Origin of the sequence: Metabacillus malikii (genome assembly GCF_030813355.1) — a bacterium.
GTDB lineage: Bacteria > Bacillota > Bacilli > Bacillales > Bacillaceae > Metabacillus > Metabacillus malikii.
In genome coordinates, this window is the sequence record NZ_JAUSUD010000031.1 from 1 (window position 1) to 18110 (window position 18110).

Annotated in this window: 20 protein-coding genes and 3 pseudogenes; all 23 read left to right on the forward strand. The window is 35.3% G+C overall.

Translation table 11 applies throughout. The features are described 5' to 3' along the window. Window positions 1–397 precede the first annotated feature (397 nt). The 23 genes and pseudogenes from J2S19_RS20885 (at window position 398) to J2S19_RS20990 (ending at window position 18103) form a co-directional block, all read left to right on the forward strand. On the forward strand, window positions 398–1105 hold the full coding sequence (locus J2S19_RS20885) for a DUF4176 domain-containing protein (protein WP_307345975.1): 708 nt from the start codon (window positions 398–400) through the stop codon (window positions 1103–1105). Further along, complete coding sequence (locus J2S19_RS20890; RefSeq protein WP_307345978.1) at window positions 1105–1329, forward strand: hypothetical protein; 225 nt, start codon at window positions 1105–1107, stop codon at window positions 1327–1329. The genes J2S19_RS20885 and J2S19_RS20890 overlap by 1 nt, the downstream gene beginning before the upstream one ends. 39 nt (window positions 1330–1368) lie before the next feature. Next, complete coding sequence (locus J2S19_RS20895; RefSeq protein WP_307345980.1) at window positions 1369–1680, forward strand: hypothetical protein; 312 nt, start codon at window positions 1369–1371, stop codon at window positions 1678–1680. Next, complete coding sequence (locus J2S19_RS20900; protein ID WP_307345983.1) at window positions 1677–3623, forward strand: hypothetical protein; 1947 nt, start codon at window positions 1677–1679, stop codon at window positions 3621–3623. The genes J2S19_RS20895 and J2S19_RS20900 overlap by 4 nt, the downstream gene beginning before the upstream one ends. Before the next feature lie 15 nt (window positions 3624–3638). Further along, window positions 3639–4361 carry a PoNe immunity protein domain-containing protein gene (locus tag J2S19_RS20905; RefSeq protein WP_307345986.1) on the forward strand — a complete coding sequence of 241 codons (723 nt, stop codon included), beginning with the start codon at window positions 3639–3641 and terminating at the stop codon, window positions 4359–4361. Window positions 4362–4833: 472 nt separating this feature from the next. Then, window positions 4834–6303: a polymorphic toxin type 28 domain-containing protein gene (locus tag J2S19_RS20910; RefSeq protein ID WP_307345989.1), complete on the forward strand. Its 1470-nt coding sequence runs from the start codon at window positions 4834–4836 to the stop codon at window positions 6301–6303. 2 nt (window positions 6304–6305) lie between these two features. Next, entirely contained in the window at window positions 6306–6707 is a 402-nt protein-coding gene (locus J2S19_RS20915) for a contact-dependent growth inhibition system immunity protein (RefSeq protein WP_307345991.1), read from the forward strand. Between the two features lie 60 nt (window positions 6708–6767). Continuing rightward, window positions 6768–6854, forward strand: a pseudogene (locus J2S19_RS23800) (polymorphic toxin type 15 domain-containing protein); the annotation flags it as partial. Between the two features lie 19 nt (window positions 6855–6873). Further along, window positions 6874–7418: pseudogene (locus J2S19_RS20920) on the forward strand (T6SS immunity protein Tdi1 domain-containing protein). Between the two features lie 303 nt (window positions 7419–7721). Further along, window positions 7722–8270 (forward strand): deaminase domain-containing protein, encoded by a 549-nt coding sequence (locus tag J2S19_RS20925; RefSeq protein WP_307346092.1) that lies wholly within the window; start codon window positions 7722–7724, stop codon window positions 8268–8270. Window positions 8271–8297: 27 nt separating this feature from the next. Beyond that, entirely contained in the window at window positions 8298–8654 is a 357-nt protein-coding gene (locus tag J2S19_RS20930; protein WP_045291793.1) for an Imm3 family immunity protein, read from the forward strand. Window positions 8655–9234: 580 nt separating this feature from the next. Beyond that, the gene (locus J2S19_RS20935; protein WP_307346016.1) at window positions 9235–10029 is read left to right on the forward strand and encodes a recombinase family protein; all 795 of its coding nucleotides are present in this window, start codon (window positions 9235–9237) and stop codon (window positions 10027–10029) included. Window positions 10030–10165: 136 nt separating this feature from the next. Then, window positions 10166–11407 (forward strand): annotated as a pseudogene (locus tag J2S19_RS20940) (IS110 family RNA-guided transposase). Between the two features lie 177 nt (window positions 11408–11584). Beyond that, window positions 11585–11803, forward strand: a complete 219-nt coding sequence (locus J2S19_RS20945; protein WP_307346019.1) for a hypothetical protein — start codon at window positions 11585–11587, stop codon at window positions 11801–11803. Window positions 11804–11817: 14 nt separating this feature from the next. Next, a complete protein-coding gene (locus J2S19_RS20950) occupies window positions 11818–12201 on the forward strand; it encodes a UCP019853 family protein (RefSeq protein WP_307346022.1) in 384 nt (127 codons plus the stop codon). A 245-nt stretch (window positions 12202–12446) separates the two neighbouring features. Next, complete coding sequence (locus J2S19_RS20955; RefSeq protein ID WP_307346025.1) at window positions 12447–12980, forward strand: SMI1/KNR4 family protein; 534 nt, start codon at window positions 12447–12449, stop codon at window positions 12978–12980. 431 nt (window positions 12981–13411) lie between these two features. Further along, window positions 13412–13729: an HNH endonuclease gene (locus J2S19_RS20960; RefSeq protein WP_307346028.1), complete on the forward strand. Its 318-nt coding sequence runs from the start codon at window positions 13412–13414 to the stop codon at window positions 13727–13729. A 64-nt stretch (window positions 13730–13793) separates the two neighbouring features. Then, window positions 13794–14261, forward strand: coding sequence for a DUF2004 domain-containing protein (locus J2S19_RS20965; RefSeq protein WP_307346031.1), 468 nt, complete (start codon window positions 13794–13796; stop codon window positions 14259–14261). Window positions 14262–14671: 410 nt separating this feature from the next. Next, complete coding sequence (locus J2S19_RS20970) at window positions 14672–15100, forward strand: DNA/RNA non-specific endonuclease (RefSeq protein WP_307346034.1); 429 nt, start codon at window positions 14672–14674, stop codon at window positions 15098–15100. A 21-nt stretch (window positions 15101–15121) separates the two neighbouring features. Further along, on the forward strand, window positions 15122–15577 hold the full coding sequence (locus J2S19_RS20975; RefSeq protein ID WP_307346037.1) for an immunity protein YezG family protein: 456 nt from the start codon (window positions 15122–15124) through the stop codon (window positions 15575–15577). A gap of 611 nt (window positions 15578–16188) precedes the next feature. Then, window positions 16189–17580, forward strand: a complete 1392-nt coding sequence (locus J2S19_RS20980) for a hypothetical protein (RefSeq protein ID WP_307346039.1) — start codon at window positions 16189–16191, stop codon at window positions 17578–17580. 6 nt (window positions 17581–17586) lie between these two features. Further along, on the forward strand, window positions 17587–17841 hold the full coding sequence (locus J2S19_RS20985; protein WP_307346041.1) for a hypothetical protein: 255 nt from the start codon (window positions 17587–17589) through the stop codon (window positions 17839–17841). A gap of 16 nt (window positions 17842–17857) precedes the next feature. Then, a complete protein-coding gene (locus tag J2S19_RS20990) occupies window positions 17858–18103 on the forward strand; it encodes a DUF4176 domain-containing protein (protein WP_307346043.1) in 246 nt (81 codons plus the stop codon). Window positions 18104–18110: the final 7 nt, after the last annotated feature.

The window sequence follows — 18110 nt, forward strand, 5'->3', positions numbered from 1 at the left end:
GTTGGGTGGGTGATTGAGTAAACTTGGTTAAGTACTTCAATCGTAGCATAGTCATGGGACATTTTTGTGTCCAAAATTATTATTTCATACACCAGAAATTATCATTAAACATAGGTAGGAAGTTCTGCTAGAGATTTTCATAAAACTCCTTATATTATACTACATCCAATTTCAGTTAATTAAATCCTCGATGGAAGCAAGAGAACCGTCCCCCCGCTTCCCCGGAACCTCCCGCTTCCCTCCAACATCCCGTAGTCATATCCTCACTGGAAGCAAAAGAACCGTCCCCCTGCTTCCAAAATGGGTAAATCGGTTGATTGAGGTTACATAATATTGGAAGTAACATTTACCTATATGTTTATTTTTGTAGTGAACCTGAAAAGGGAGTGTTTGATAGATGGTAAATAAGTTTACGCAACAGTTGAAGGAGTTAGTTTTAGAGAAGGTTAATCAAATTATTCAGACGTTAGATACTGATAAACAGTTGGGATTTGGACTAATAATGAAGGAATTTTGTGAGCATTTTGCCTTAGATGAGATGATTTTTCAACATTTATATGATGCTTATAAGCAGCAGATACCGGAGCTTGAATTGTATAGTCGGGATACAGATATTTATTACCGACGTGAAGAAACACTCCATACGATAACATTCCTAGAGAAATCTTTTTCATTAGAAGAGGCTACATATCATGGATTCCTAACAAGCTGCCTCGAGCTGTCACGTGAGGTTTTACCGTTAGGTACAGTTGTTGAGCTTGATGAAGCTTATTTCAAGCCGAGTCAAGAACATGGTATTCCCGCAAAGGTTGTAATAACAGGAAGGTTTATTGCACCGCAGGGCTACAATACATACTTCCCTTATTGTGGTGTCCTCTACCCATTCGGAGAAATGAAAAAGGATGCACAAATACACTTTACAACACCGCTTATTAAAAATGTTCTACACAAAGGCTATAAGGACCAGGCAGAGGAAGCGTTAGAAATCATCATGAAACAAGAGCTAATCATTGATAAAAACTTACAATCTATTGAATTTTCAACACAGGACATGCATAAGCTCCAAAAGGAAATTGAACTTAAACAACGTGCAGGTGAACAATAATGGCATTATATACGTATGATTTCTGTCATAAGCTTGTCTACGGCAGCTGGGATAGTGGCATTATTAACAATCTCGAGGACGCCAAAAGAGAAATTAAACAAAACTTCGAGCAGATGGACTTTGAAAACGCCTCTGCAAAAGAGGAAATGCAACAAATCGTAGACGACATGATTTCAGAACTTAATCAACTCATCTCAACCATTCAAGCCGTACATTTTAGATGAAATATTCAGCCCATCCATATAGAAAGGACGTGGAACTATTTGGCGAAAGCAGAAATTAAACTAGATATAAATGAATTAAAGGCTGCATTAGACTCACTGCAACAAGGTATTGACGACTTTACAAGCTACACGACATCATTCCGCAACGGCACAAGAGACCAGTTAAAAAGCTTTAACTCAGACTTCATCGATAAACTAGATGCCCTCCTAGACAACATGAACGATGACATCAATACAAGTCTATTAGAAAATTTAAACTCCATAAAGAAAGTCGGCGAACAAATTATTGAACAAATGCAAAGTACCGATGAACAAATAGGTCAGAAGATAAAGAGTGGTACCTCATCATGAAACAGGACCTTAAAATAAACTACGGAATATTGGACGGGATTATCGAACAGCTCCGCACATATAAAAATGCCCTAGATACAATGGACTCATCACTCGAAACATTAGTGGGCTTCATCAACAACAACTACGCCGATAGCATCGACGCCTGGGATGAACTTGTCAAAGATTCAAAGAAACATATAAAAGAATACCGTGAACAAATCGGTGACCTACTCTCCCTATTTGAAGGATATGTAGACGACACCACCGCACATATATCACCAATCGCCAGGAATGCGATGATGCGAGTCGACCGCAGGGACATCTGGGCGAACTTATGCCAGTTAGAATCGGGAATTAACAACAACGTCCCAAAGGCTATCCGAATAACAAAAAATGAACCTTTTTCGCTCGCTTTCTGGGACGACCCAACCGATGAGGAAAAAGAAAAAAGTCGCTCAAACAAAGCAAAGCTCGACTACATTCGCGGTGAGATCTCCTCAACCCAAACAATACTAGACCGAAAAATGGACGCGTTATGGAACATTTTTGATAATAAAATCGTCCCATATGAAAACACCGACGATGCTTACAATAACAAAGCTGCAGCCGTCAAATCCAAATACACAAACTTCTTTGAAGGAATCATTGACCAATTTGAGCAGGATATAAAAGTAGCAACAAGCTTTATTAAAGGTCTAGTCGAAGGCCTAGTCGATATTCTCGTCGGAATCGTCACAATCGTCGTAGACGCCAGCATCGTCGCAGTTTCCAACCAAATCCCAGACGCAATCGAGCCCGATTTCATCAAAAACCCAGCCAATGAAGTCAAAGCCAAGTACGGAAAAATGATTAGCGACGCCATCGAAGACCCATTCGGCATTTTTGAATCAATCGGCCAAGGCATCTCAGATACCGTTGAAGAAGAAGGAATCGCCTACATCGCCGGAAACGCAGCACCTTCCCTAATCCCATATGTCGGAGTAGTCGGTAAGGCAAAATGGCTAAAAGCAGTTGATAACGGCGATGCACCAAAGACAAATTCCGTAACCGAAGCTCTTAAACCAAAAGTAAATGACCTCGTACGAGACAACAAAGCGTTTGAAGGAATCAAGCAGCGTGGTGTAGAAGTAGTAACGAGGACAGCGAACGGTGCGCTTCATGTGGTCAAACAGTTGGATAAAGGGATTAACAGTGTTAGAAATGGATTAGTATATGTTGCTGAAAATGTGGTTGGCGGTGCGAATATATTCTTTAGGACACTAATAGATCCTGATGGTGTTGAGGATAGATTAGCTTATGCAAATGCATCTAATAAATCTAATGTGCCGTGGAATGTTTTGGATAATAAGGTTATTCAGGAGAATATAGTTGATCCTTTGAAAGTGATGTTTAGTAAGTTGAGTGGTGGGGGGAAAGGTGATAGGAATGATAATAAGGATGATATTGACGAGGTAGCAATTGACTCTGTGAAAATAGAACAAACTATCGAGGCAGCGAGGGCACAACAACTAAAAGTTATCGAGTCAGTAGAAAGTGGAGAAGTAGTTTTAAAAACAACTAAGCATAAAGGGAATTATGGTGAGATGAAAATGGATGACTTCTTTGAAAGTCAAACCTATACTAGAATTAGTGATGATCGTGTCTTAACATTAGACCAAAAAATTGTCAGGGGAATCGATGGGGTATATGAAAATTCATCTCCACCGCCTAAGTATGTGATAGCGGAGGCGAAATATAATACTTCACAACTTTCAAATACTAAAGATGGATATCAAATGAGTGAAGATTGGATTTTAGGTAGTAATAGACTAGATGAAGCTGTGGGACCAGAATTAGCCGAAAAAATAAGAGATGAAATGATCCTGAATCCAAAAAATGTAGTGGGACTATTAGTAAGAATTAATATAAATGGAAATGTTGTTGAATCGCTTTTAGATTCCTCCGGGAAAGTATTGAAGTAGAGGAGAATGTAGATAATGAGAGATACACTTAGAAGTACATCCTATTTTAATAAGTATTTAGACGATGAAAATCGTAAGTTAGTTAAATATAAATTGATGGCAGAAAAAGTTTTGGAAGAACGTGGTGAAGAAGACCAGGGATTAAAAAGAGCGTATTTAATTATTCAAAATAGCTATTTCAATAAATTGAATAGTTTGTACTCTATGGGAGCTCCTATTGAAGAAATTAAACTACTATATCCTGAAATCATTGATATATTGAAAAAATCCTGGAATAAAGAAAGTGGATATGTGAGAATTTTATGGATGATATCAATTGGGATAATGCTAGATGTATCACAAAAATATATAAACCAGTTAAAAAATCTTGTAACTAGATTTGAATTACAAGATTACCTGCTTGATTTTTTATTAAATAAAGAAAATAGTAATAGGAATGATTCAAACAAAGGGTTTACGTTTTCTGAACCATATAGCCTACTTTACGATGTCATTAATGCTAAAAGTAAAAATGAAGCTGTCGAGAAGCTAAAGTATTATTTAGAGGAAGCATGGTACAATGGCCATGGAGATACTGGTTGGTATGAATCTCATAAAAGCAAACATGATACCTATAATGGGTATTGGAGTTATGAAAGTGGTGCAATTGCAAGAATATTAGATTTGGATGACCAAATATTAAGAGATGTTCCTTATTATCCGTATGATTTGGTTCATTACAAAGATAATAAAAATTAATTGCCTTTTATAGAAATTATCAAGGTCTTTATTGTTGTTGCAGAATCAACATGATAAGAGTTCGCTTGAATCCTTATTCTCACTAGAGTGGACCGACCCCTGTATGGAAAAAAGGGGAATCGAAACAGATAACTGCACCAAGAATTAATCAACGAAGTCAAAGTGTAGTATGGAAAAGTTTGTTGGATACCTGAAGGTTTTTGTGTCTGTCATTTCTCAAATTTTGTTGAGAAGTGACAGGCCTATTTTTATTTTTGAACAATTCCATCAAGGCAATAAGGGCTTCATTAGATACATTAGAATTGTTAAAAATGCCTCTACAGAAAACACCGACGCCTAGAATGAACTTGTCAAAGATTCAAAGAAACATATAAAAGAATACCGTGAACAAATCGGCGACCTACTTTCCCTATTTGAAGGATATGTAGACGACACCACCGCACATATATCACCAATCGCCAGGAATGCGATGATGCGAGTCGATCGCAGGGATATATGGATGAACCTGTGCCAGTTAGAATCGGGAATTAACAACAACGTCCCAAAGGCTATCCGAATAACAAGAAATGAACCTTTTTCACTCGCCTTCTGGGACGACCCAACCGATGAGGAAAAAGAAAAAAGCCGCTCAAACAAAGCAAAGCTCGACTACATTCGCGGTGAAATCTCCTCAACCCAAACAATACTAGACCGAAAAATGGACGCGTTATGGAACATTTTTGATAATAAAATCGTCCCATTTGAAAACACCGATGATGCTTACAATAATAAAGCAGCAGCTGTCAAATCCAAATACACAAACTTCTTTGAAGGAATCATCGACCAATTTGAACAAGATATAAAAGTAGCAACAAGCTTTATTAAAGGCCTAGTCGAAGGCCTAGTCGATATCCTCGTCGGCATCGTCACAATCGTCGTAGACGCCAGCATCGTCGCAGTTTCCAACCACATCCCAGACGCAATCGAGCCTGACTTCATCAAAAACCCAGCCAATGAAGTCAAAGCCAAGTACGGAAAAATGATCAGCGACGCCATCGAAGACCCATTCGGCATTTTTGAATCAATCGGGCAAGGCATCTCAGATACTGTCGAAGAAGAAGGAATCGCCTACATCGCCGGAAACGCAGCACCATCGCTAATCCCATATGTCGGAGTAGTCGGCAAAGCAAAATGGCTAAAGGCAGTCGATAACGGCAATGGCTCAAAGACAAACTCCGTAACCGAAGCTCTAAAACCAAAAGTAAATGACCTCGTACGAAACAACAAAGCATTTGAAGGGATTAAGCAGCGTGGTGTAGAAGTAGTAACGAGGACAGCAAACGGTGCGCTTCATGTGGTCAAACAGTTGGATAAAGGGATTAACAGTGTAAGAAATGGATTGGTATATGTTGCTGAAAATGTGGTTGGTGGTGCGAATATTTTCATTAGGACGCTAATAAATCCTAATGGTGTTGAGGATCGATTAGCTTATGCAAATGCATCTAATAAATCTAATGTGCCGTGGAATGTTTTGGATAATAAGGTTATTCAGGAGAATATAGTTGATCCTTTGAAAGTGATGTTTAGTAAGTTGAGTGGTGGGGGGAAAGGTGATAAGGTTGATGATAAGGGTACGGTTAATGTTACTAGAGCACAACAAAGAAACCTTGAAACTTTAGACAATATAGTAAATAAACATTTAACAGACAAAGACTTTTCAGGGACCTTAAGAGATTTACAAGGTAATCCTGTTCCTAAACCTGGTGGGGGATATTGGAACCATCTTCAAGAAATGCAGGATTCATATAAAGGATTGGTTAAGATAAGAAAAGGGTTAGAAGGTTCGCTAAATAACCCGAACTTAGACGCTACAACAAGAAAAGTATTACAAGATGGTTTGGATAAGACTAATAAAAATATAAAAAAAATAGAAGACTTATTTGAACCTTTTGGAGGGATATAAAAATGAAGATAAGGGATATTTATCAATTGCCACAGGGAGAGGCCCGAGAAGATTATGCATTGGATGAATGGTATAATACCTTAATAGATAAAGATATTACAGAATTAGATATTATTGATTTATGTAGAATGATTAAACAGAATATTTTTATTGAAATAGCAATTGATAAAGCAATAGGGTTTCTTAAACTTAACCCTCTAGAAGGTGATGTTTATGATGGTCAGCTATTAGAGGTACTATTTTCTGTTGATATGGAAAAAATCACAGAACAAAAGGAACCACTAAAAGAAGTACTTATGGACGTAAAAGAAAATGTAGAAATGGATAACTTTATGAGTGATGAGGACTATAATGAATATAAAGACTTAGTAGAGAAATTTTTAACTAAAATAAACTCATACTAACTTAAACTATTAACTTGATTGGCTAAATGCCTTTCAAGGTTTTTTTACTTTAAATCGGATGTTGATTCGCAAATTAGGGAAATTGCGAAGAATATGTCACCTGAGCAGCTAAAGAATACTTATTTAAATGTAAAATTAACTCAATAATTCAAAGGAGGTATATTAATTGGATACTATATTTAGCGATTTTATAAAACATGAAACAGTTGGTGAAGATGTTATTTTAAAATATAAGGATAAACTTCCTGAAGAATTAATAGAGACATGGAAAAATATGGTTTTGGTACTTTAGTAAATGGCTATTTAAAAGTTATAAATCCAGACGATTATTTAGATGTTTTAGAGAGAAGTTATCTAAGGTATGAACAGGCGATTCCTATTTTAACAACCGCAATGGGTGATATTATAGTATGGGAAAAAGACAAGTATGTAAATTTATTAAACTTTAGAAAAGGATATGTTAATGTTGTTTCATCCGGATTTGAATTTTTCTTTGATGATTTAAAAGATAATGACTTTATGAACGATGAATTAATGTGGCAGCCTTATCCTGATGCGATTAGTAAATACAGTGCCCCAAACTACGAAGAGTGTTTTGGATACACCCCACTATTAGGTTTAGGTGGAGCAGAAAAAGTAGAAAATCTAAAAAAAGTGAAACTGAAGGAACATATTCATATTATTACTGAATTTATGGGACCAGTTCAGTAATATTCGATAGTACGTTAAAGAATTAACCATGTGCACTTGATTGCCTTATTAGGTATCAGGTGTTTTTGTTTTTTAGAAATCAAAACTTTGGACGATACAACGGCTTGAAATAGCGCGGAAGCTAACAAAAGGAAGAAATAAAAACCAAAAGAAGGTGGATATGCAGGAGGAAGGGTAACATTTGGCTAAATGAAACAACTCAAGGGAAATCATTTACGAAAGTACAAGTGAAACGTATTTTAGACCGATAGAATTCTGGATAATAAGGTTATTCAGGAGAATATAGTTGATCCTTTGAAAGTGATGTTTAGTAAGTTGAGTGGCGGGGGGAAAGGTGATAGGGTTGATGATAAGGGTACGGGAAAAGTATATCCAACGAGACAAATAGATTCAGTAACAGAAGCACATATAATTGATAGAGTGAAAGAACTAAGAGGGAATTTAACAAGTAGGTATAAGAAATCTGGTAATTTTGCTGTTGCAGAAGTGGATGTCAGTGGGCTAAGTAAATCTGAATTTTATGCTCAAAGCAGCATAAATGAACTCAAAGGAAATCTTGAGCATAAGGTGCCTGATATTTCTTTACAACCTGAAAATCCAATGTTTAAAGCTACAGAAGCAGTTGGTAAAGAGGGAGAGAGTTATTTAAGGAATACAGATACGGAGTATAAAATACTAAATGATATTGCTTCTAGGCTTGGAGAGAATACACAAGCTACTGGTAAAATCAAGTTATTTACAGAATTAGATACTTGCGACAGTTGCAGTAAAGTCATAGCAGAGTTTGCTACTAAATATAAAAATATTGAATTAGAAGTCATAAACAACAATGGTAATAGAATTATTCCTTAAACTTAATTTCTTTGGAGGGGAAGACTGATGAAAGACTGGGAGTATAATGAATTATTTGGTGCGATTCAGGAGACATATGAAGAGTTGTTAGATGAAGACAGGGGATATAGGTATGCTATAGCAAAACTAGCGGATGAATTTGATAACTTAGGTAAGATAGAAGATGTTATTGTTGATACTGCTATTGGAGAAATTGCAATCGGCCATGAGAAAGTTTTTATTGGGCGCATTGAAGGTATAATAAAGAGATTAAGCATGTTTAATCCACAAGAAGCAGGAGATGAATTAACATTAGAAGAAATAAAAGACTTATCGAGAAGAATAAATAAAGTAATAGAAGGACTAAAAAATGTAGAGGTGGATTATAATCCTTCAGCAGAATAAAGGTTAGTGTTTTAGAAAAAGAAATAAGTGTTTGAAAGTAAGTACTTCATGATGGTTGTACCATCATAGAGTATTATGTGCAATGATAGAATAGGAAATGAAGTACGAGCTTAGGCGAGATGACATTTTACTGGGCGATGAATATAAACACATGGAATGTATATTAAACTAACGAACTCGTACAAACTTGTAAGTTTTAATGTAGTATTTGTTATGAAATATAAAAAGTGTCATATTGTTACTACAAAACTTACAAATTTATGCTACTTAAAAATAGATGAACTTAAAGCGCTTGATTGTCAATTAAAGACAACAAGTGCTTTTTTGCGTTTTAGCGTAGAAATTTAAAAAATCACTATAATTTTATAAGTGCATTAAGTGTTAAATTTTTATTGTTGTTTTATAGACTGTAGTGGCTGTGAACAGTGTACGACGATAGTAGAGGAAAAAATAAAGGGTTGTATTATTTTTTGAAGTCATCGTAAAGTACGTTTTAACGGATGGACGTTATGCACACGTTATCCTCAAAAAACGGGTAAACGTTACAGGGACTTTAATTGCTGTAACGGGAGGGAGCATTATGAAAGAGAAAGTAGTTGGTTATGTACGTGTTTCAACAGAAGGGCAAGTACGTGAAGGGTATAGTTTAGCGTATCAAGTAGAAGAAATTGAAAGGTATTGTGACGAAAATAAACTCCAACTGCTTCACATATATGAAGATAGAGGAATCAGTGGAGCGACAGTTGATGAAGATGGATTAACTATTGAGCGAGAAGGCTTGCAAGAGCTATTGGCAGATATAGAATATCATCAAGTAAGCCAGGTAATTGTACTGAATACGTCTCGTTTGTGGCGCTCTAATATGGCAAAAGTATTGATACAACGAGAGTTAAAAAAATACGACGCAGATGTTAAAGCGATTGAGCAGCCAAATTACAGCATATACACACATGAACCAAATGATTTTTTAGTGAATGGCATGTTAGAGCTGTTAGATCAATATCAAAGGCTCGAAATTGCATTAAAGTTGAGTAGAGGCAGAAAGAAAAAAGCAGAACAAGGTGGCTATACAGGTGGGGGAGTCATGTTTGGCTATACAGTACAGAAAGGGCAAAAAGTATTAGAAGTAGATACCGAGAAAGCGATAGTTGTACGGAGACTTTTTGAATTAAGACATTTTTTAAAACATTGGTCACTGTCTCAATTGGCAGAACAGCTTAACATGGAAGGTTATCGAACAGAGAAAGGGAAACGATTTACAAAAGTACAAGTGAAGCGCATTTTAGACCGTGAAAGCTTTTATCGGGGAATTTATACATATGGGCAAATTCAAGCAAATGGGCAACACCCTGCAATAATTTGTAGGGTTACTTAAAAAAGGTGCTCATTTTCTTATAAGTTAGTATGTAACGGTGAAAATGGATAGGCTTTCGTACCAATGCGCACCGGAAGGTGAACGCTCGAACTAAGGTTGCCGGCATTTTCATTCCATTGAATAGGAGGATGAGTTAATGCACAAACGACAGAAACATTTTTATGTGGGAGTAGACTTACATAAGCAACACCATGTGGCGGTTATTATTAATTGTTGGCAGGAGAAGTTAGCTGAATTAACAGTTGTAAATAAACCATCTGCTTTCTCCACGTTTTTACTAGATATTGATAAACTGATGGAAGAAGGATTGACGCCTGTATTTGGCTTAGAAGATGGGAGGCTATGGACGATCGTTAGCGCAGTTTTTAACCGACCATGGACAAGTTGTAAAAGAAGTAAATCCAGCTCTTTCATACGCTGAACGAAAAAGCCATATGACCACACAAAAGAGTGATAGCTGGGATGCAGAATGTGTGGCACGCATATTGGTAAATAAACTAGACCAGTTACCAGACGCTAACCACATGATTTATTTTGGTCGATACAACAACTGGTTAATAGAAGAAATGCATTAGTAAAGGCACAAGGGGCTTTAAAGAACCAACTGCATATTCAATTAAGTCACCATTATTCAAGCTATAAAAAGTTTTTTTCAGAAGTAGATGGAAAAACAGCATTGGCATTTTGGGAACGATACCCATCTCCACCGAGTTTAGAAGGGGTAAGTGTTAAGCAATTGACCATATTTTTATTAGAAGCTAGTAGCAATACATGTTCGGTGAAAAAAGCGAGTGAAATTTTAAAGTTGGTGAAAGAGGATGGAAACACAGTAAGAGAACACCAAGAAACACGAGACTTTCTAGTAAAGAGCATCGTCCGAGACATTTCATTTAAGAAGCAGGAAATGCGCTATGTGGAACGAGAATTAAAAGGGTTAATGAGTTTACTAGACGTTCAATTAGACACGATGCCAGGCATAGATCTCGTGACAGCTTCAGCTTTAATTGCAGAAATAGGCGATGTACGCCGTTTTCCGAATGCCAACAAATTAGCACGATTTGCGGGTATTGCGCCTGTTTACTTTGGCTCTGGTGGGAAAGGAAGGGAACAAAAAAGCAAGCAGGGAAATCGGGCGCTACACACTTTATTTTACAACTTAGCGGTACAGCAAGTACAGGTGGCAAAAGGAAGTAAGCTACCAAGGAACCCAGTATTCCATGCATACTACCAAAGGAAACTAAAAGAAGGCAAAACAAAGGGACAAGCATTGGTTTGCATTATGAGAAGGCTTGTGAACATTATATACGGTATGATGAAGCACAAAACAACCTATGAATTGCCGATAATAAAAGAGGAAGAAGTATTTAATAAGGTTTAAGAGCGATTGTTTTTTTATTAGCGGATTTTAACATAGGGTACGGGTAACTTTGCTAATAAGAATTTTGCTTCTAGAGATTTACTAGAATCTCATTACGAAAAACATGCAGTTAAAAACAATGAATTCCATGGTGCTTATAGTAATGCAGATGAATATATGCAAGGTGCTAGGGATGTTATGAGCAGTGGAACAAAAGTAGGATATCAATATAAAGGTGAAACTCGAACAGGTTACGTGAAATTTATGGGTAACTCTCGTAAGGGGGAAGCAAAATTTGAGTTTGTTGGAACAAATGCCAATGGTGATGTTACAACGTATCATGTAAAACGCGGTGAGGATTTATGGAAATTGCTAAATAACAATAAACGGGATAAGACAATTAACCCTTTGGAATAAGGAGGTAGCTTTTCATGCAATATACTGCAAAATTAATAGGATTAAGTCCTTTAATTGAAGAAGAAGCTGTACTTGAAATTAATGGACAAAGATTAGTTGCTTTTATCAATAACTGTCCTTTTGAGATAATTCAAGGAGGACAGTACCTAGTTGAAATGGAATTGGCAGTACTTGATGACTTCGTAATTTCTAAGATTGATTCAGGTGAAAAAGGTATTGAACAGATAGGTGATAGTTTTTCGCATTTTATAAGAGGTACCTTGAATATTGATACTGGTAATATAGACGCAGGCATAATATTCGAGGTAGATAGTGAATTTCTTTTCGACTATGGATATCTTCATAATCAAAACGTACAAATTCGGGTAGATAGATTAAGCGTTGATTTTATTGAGTGATATGATGAACGAACCTTGATTGGCTAAGTGCCTTTCAAGGTTTTTTCTTGAACCTATCTATTATGAGAGATTTTGAGAGTTCTGTTCGAGAAGTTGTTGAAAAAGGTGAGGTTGTAAGATACCAATCAATTCCGATCTATGAGGGCAATAATTTAATGCCTAAAGGTGTTATGTTAAAAGCAAGGGGAACAAATGGTTTTTCTTTAGATGTTACAATAATAAATAAAAAATAGGAGTCGATTTATTTGGATAAATTATTTAAAATACTCCCCCCTCCAGAAATTCCACAAAAAACTGGGGATAAAGAAAAATGGCTAAGATTTTTTGACACTCTTGGTACGGAACTACCTTCAGACTATGTAAAATTTATTGAAACTTATGGTACGGGCGGTATTGACAATTTCTTGTGGATATTAACTCCTTTTGTAAACGATGAAAATGTAAATTATCTTGGTAGGCAGAAGGAAATGACAGATGCATATATTCAATCCAAGGAAAATTTCCCACAATATTATAAACATGATGTTTACCCTTCAAGTGGGGGGATAATTCCATGGGCATACACTGATAATGGTGACGAATTGTACTGGTTAACAGATGGAAAACCTGATGAATGGAAAATTGTAGTGTATGAATCGAGATCACCAGAGAATTATACTTACTCACTTACAATGGTAGAATTTTTATATCAAGTAATAATGAAAGAATTAAAATGCAATGCATTCCCTAATGACTTTCCAAGTGATGAAACTACATTTGTTTCAGTAAATGTTGAGTAGTTATTTAACCTTGATTGGCTATATACCTTTCAAGGTTTTTTAACTTTAAGAACTTTATGGTTAAAAACAAAATCACTTTTGAATCAAAAACTCATGATGGTTAGCAAACTTATGAGATTGGTTGCAGTGACATTTAAATAAACAACCACACTAACTACTCGATTAATATTTTGTACACCAGAATGACAAAGTTCGTATATTAAAGTAGGAAAGACAAGGGTTTTGTGGAAGTAAATAAATTATGTGTAGGGCTACTTTAATGATGCTTTCATGAAATTCAGAACTCATTAAGGTATTACCATCATGAAGTTTGGTTTTAATACTCGGATAGGGTGACAAGTTGTGAACATTATTTATGGGATGATGAAGCACAAAACAGCCTACGAATTGCCGATGGAGCAAGAAAAAGAAGTAGTTTAATAGGATGGTAAATGGCTGAATTTGGTTACACGAAACAAAAGGGTGATAAGGAGTTAAAGATACATAACGGGCAAGCAGAAGTAGTGAAACAATTATTTCAACTTGAACAAAATCACAGAAAATGGTCACTTTATAGGTTGGCAGAAGCACTAAATGACTCTGTTGCACTAGCTCGCCAATTTGGAATGGAGCCTGGTGGGATTACCGCGAAAGATATATATAAATATCGAACGAAAAATCAATTAACATGGCATGAAGTAAATGATGTGAAAATAATGCAACTTGTACCGACAGAGAGAAATAAAAGATTTGGGCATCTTGGTGAGTAGGTGAGAAAAACGCAGGGGTGTTTGAGCCAGGAGGATTTGCTAAAAAATAAAAAGGAGAAGTAAGATGAAAATAAATGATGCGGTTTTTGGTGAGCTTGAATATGATTTTGTGTGGTCTAAGGATACTAGCATTAACTTTTTGGGAAATGAAGTTGAGATAGCACTAATAGTAAAAGGTGATGAGGAAGGTAAGTTTGATGAAGAACAATATGTAGCATATACTTCACTCATGCAAAATTGGGAACAATTACAACAAAGCTTTTTGCAATCAATATTAGACTATTACAAACAAGAGCGTCAGGAACTAGGTTATGATATTGAAGTAAATGAAAACTATCCATTAGTCGAAACAACTAATGAAATATTAGAAATGATAAGTCTAGATGGGATTGTTGTTCCCTATGCAGGTATTTTTGACGGTCGGGATATTGGAATTACATTTAATTGTACATGGGATACAGAAAATGGGCTAGGGATTCGTTTGCTAAATGAAAAAGTAACTGAAGTAGGTTATCAAGACGTTGCAATTTAAAATAGGCTGTTAAAAAGTACATACTTCATGATGGTTGTACCGTCATAGAGTGTTATGTGTAATGATAGAATAGAAAACGAGGTACGAGCTTAGGCGAGATGATAATTTACTAGGTGATGATGATAAACACATTGAATGTATATTAACCTAACGAACTCGTACAAACTCGTAAGTTTTAACGTAGTAGTTGTCACGACATAATAGGTGTCATACTGTTACAATAAAACTTACAAAATTAATGCTACTTAAAGCACTTGATTGTCAACTAAAGGCAATAAGTGCTTTTTTGTGTTTTAACCTGAAAGTTTAAAAGAAGATTATAATTTTATAAGTGTATTAATTGTTAAATTTTATAGATTGTAATGGCTATGTACAGTATACGACGATAGTAGAAGAAAAAATAAAGGGTTGTGTTATGTTTTGAATTTACAAATGGAAGAAAAAATAGATTAAAGCCTAATGTTAGATATAAAACGGGAGAGTATGATTACTTTTATGAAACAGATAAATTACAATTAACTGAGAGAGAGAAGAGATTATCACATAGCAAAAATACTCTAGGAAAAGTAAAAGGGCAGGATCATGCAGGACATTTGGCTGGTGATAGATTTGGAGGCTCACCTAAAATTGACAATTTAGTTTCGCAATTATCTGATGTTAATATGAAGCAGTATAAGAAAATTGAAAATGAATGGGCTGCAGCTTTGAAAGAAAAACCCCCTAAAGAAGTAACAGTTGATGTTGAAATAATTTATCATGGCAATGATATACGTCCAAAGGAATTTATAGTTAATTACTCGATTGATGGTAAGTCGGACTTCAGAGTTATTAAAAATTGATTTAAGGAGTGAAAAAGTAGTATGAAAGAATTTGAAGATAAATTTAGTGAATTGCAAGCAGATATGATATCTATATGTATGGAATATGTTGAAGATAGGGCGGATAAGGTGTACGTTTATGCTTCGCGTGAGGAAGGAATTATTTCGGGAAGTTTCTTTTATTGCATTAACAATAAGTATGTAGAACGTCATAAAGTAAATGATGCATTGGAAGATGAAGACGAAAGATATGATGTTTCTACTAAAAGACAGTCTATGGTATTACGCATTATATGTGAAGATATTGAGAAAATTGAAGAGTTATGCAAAGAATATGAGCGTGACATGCCAACTGAGATGAAATTGATATATGATGTTCATAGTGGCAAGTTTAAAGCTCAATATAAGTATGATTTAGTATATACGAATGATGAAGTTAAAACAGCTAGCCATATTGCTGATGAGTGGTTTGAGGAAGTAAAAAATAATAACCTTTAAAAAATTTACAGTATAGATATATCTAAATTGAATTAATAACTCATGAGAGTTTCAGCATCAATTTTGTAGAATAGTATTTGAATAGTGTATAGTGATCAATAAAGATTACAGCATTTGCATACAGAGGTGACAAAGTATTGCTGTAAATTAATTAGAACATGTTATGAAGAATAATAGGGTGTTAAAAAAGTATATACTCAATGATGGTTGTACATCATTGAGTACTGTGTACAATGAAAGAATAGGAAACGAAGTACGAGTTTAGGCGAGTTGACATTTTATTGAGCGGCGAATATAAAACATATAGAATGAGCATGAAAGTAATGAATTCGTACAAGCTCGTAAGTTTTAACGTAGTAGTTGTCTTGACATACAAAAGTCGTCATACTGTTACTATAAAACTCACTTATTTTAGCTACTTAAAAACAGATGAAAATTAAAGCACTTGATTGTCGATTAAAGGCAACAAGTGCTTTTTATTTTAGGATTACAAAAAGGATTATAAACATATAAAAGAATACCGTGAACAAATCGGTGACCTACTCTCCCTATTTGAAGGATATGTAGACGACACCACCGCACATATATCACCAATCGCCAGGAATGCGATGATGCGAGTCGATCGCAGGGATATATGGATGAACCTGTGCCAGTTAGAATCGGGAATTAACAACAACGTCCCAAAGGCTATCCGAATAACAAAAAATGAACCTTTTTCGCTCGCTTTCTGGGACGACCCAACCGATGAGGAAAAAGAAAAAAGCCGCTCAAACAAAGCAAAGCTCGACTACATTCGCGGTGAAATCTCCTCAACCCAAACAATACTAGACCGAAAAATGGACGCGTTATGGAACATTTTTGATAATAAAATCGTCCCATATGAAAACACCGACGATGCTTACAATAACAAAGCTGCAGCCGTCAAAGCAAAATATACTAACTTATTTGAATGGGTAAAAGATGATATTAATAAAATAGACAGGGTAATAAATAAAGTAACTAATCAAATAGTAGTTGGAATACATGATTTTATTTTAAAAATGACTACTATCGTTATAGAGTCAGGCATAGTTTCTGTTTCACTTCATATCCCTGACATTATAGAACCAAGTATATTAAAAGAAAATGCAGAAAGAATTGTTACAAGATACAATGAAGGTGTATTTAACATACTAAATGACCCAATGATTATTATGGAATCTATGGTTCAGACAGGGTTAGATTTAGTAGAGAAAGAAAACGGTATCTTTGTAGTAGGGGATTTCCCATACCCATTAACTCCAAATTATATGAAGGATATTAGCATAAAAGATATAGCTGATATCAGGCCTAGTAAGAGTAAGAAAGAAAGTAATGATAGTTTGGAAGTAACAGAATTATTAAATTACAAGTATAAAAAGGAGTTTAGTGAATCAGGTGTATTAGGTACTACAGGAATAGGTAATTACGATTCATTATTTGAGGCAAACTTAAGTGGTGTTAAAATAAAAAATGGAGTGAGCCTTGTTGATACAAATAAAGCTTTGAAAGTGAATGGATTAAAGGATGAAAAGTACTTTCAAAAGTTATTTTATGCAGATGGTCAAGTTGTACTTCCTGTTTTAGATTTTACTGATTCCTTTATATCGGGGAGTTTAATAGGTGGAAAAGCTGAAGCAGCTGTATCTCATAGCCGTTTGGCACATGAAAATTCTCCAGCAAGATTAGATATGAAATTTTTACATGGTGAAACTGTCGCAGGTATCGAAAATTATACTGCAAGTGTGGGAGCTAAAGTATCTGCTACAACTGCAGAGATATCAGTTAATCCATTGAATTGGTTTGGTTATGAACCACTAGAGGAATGGTTTGGACTTGAGTGGGACCCATATATTGGAGTTGAGGCATCACTAGGTAGTATTGGAGCATCGGCAAAGGTTGGGTTAAATAACGAATTATATGCTGCATATGGTATAGGTATTGGGTTAAAGTTTGGTGCAGAAAAAGATGAGGAAAAGGAGTAGTATTTGATGGAGGAAACTAAAGAAAAGTTGATCAGGAGTATAAATGCTGCCTTTATTATTGCTAGTTGTATGATATTAGGATTCGGAGCGTTGTTTGGAATACTACAATTGGGAACTGATCCCGGCAATAATACAATGGAAGATTGGATTATTGTGTGTTCTGCTTTAATAATATTATTTATATTACCAGCAATTGGAATACATGTATTTAGAACAAAAATATGGCTTAAAAAGTTTCCTGAACTTAAAAGAAAAAAATAATAATGGAGGAGAGCAAATGGATTATCAAGATATGAATAATCGTTCAGATATAGATTTATTGCCAATTGGAACAGTTGTTAAATTAAGAAATGTAAAAAAGTTAGTTATGATTTACGGTAAAGACCAAATACAACGCAGAACTCAAGAAAAGTATCACTACGTATCAGTACCTTTTCCAGAAGGTAATATAACAGAAGATTATAATCTTTTCTTTAATCATAATATGATAGAGAGAATTGTTTATAGAGGATTAGAAATGTAGTGTAGGA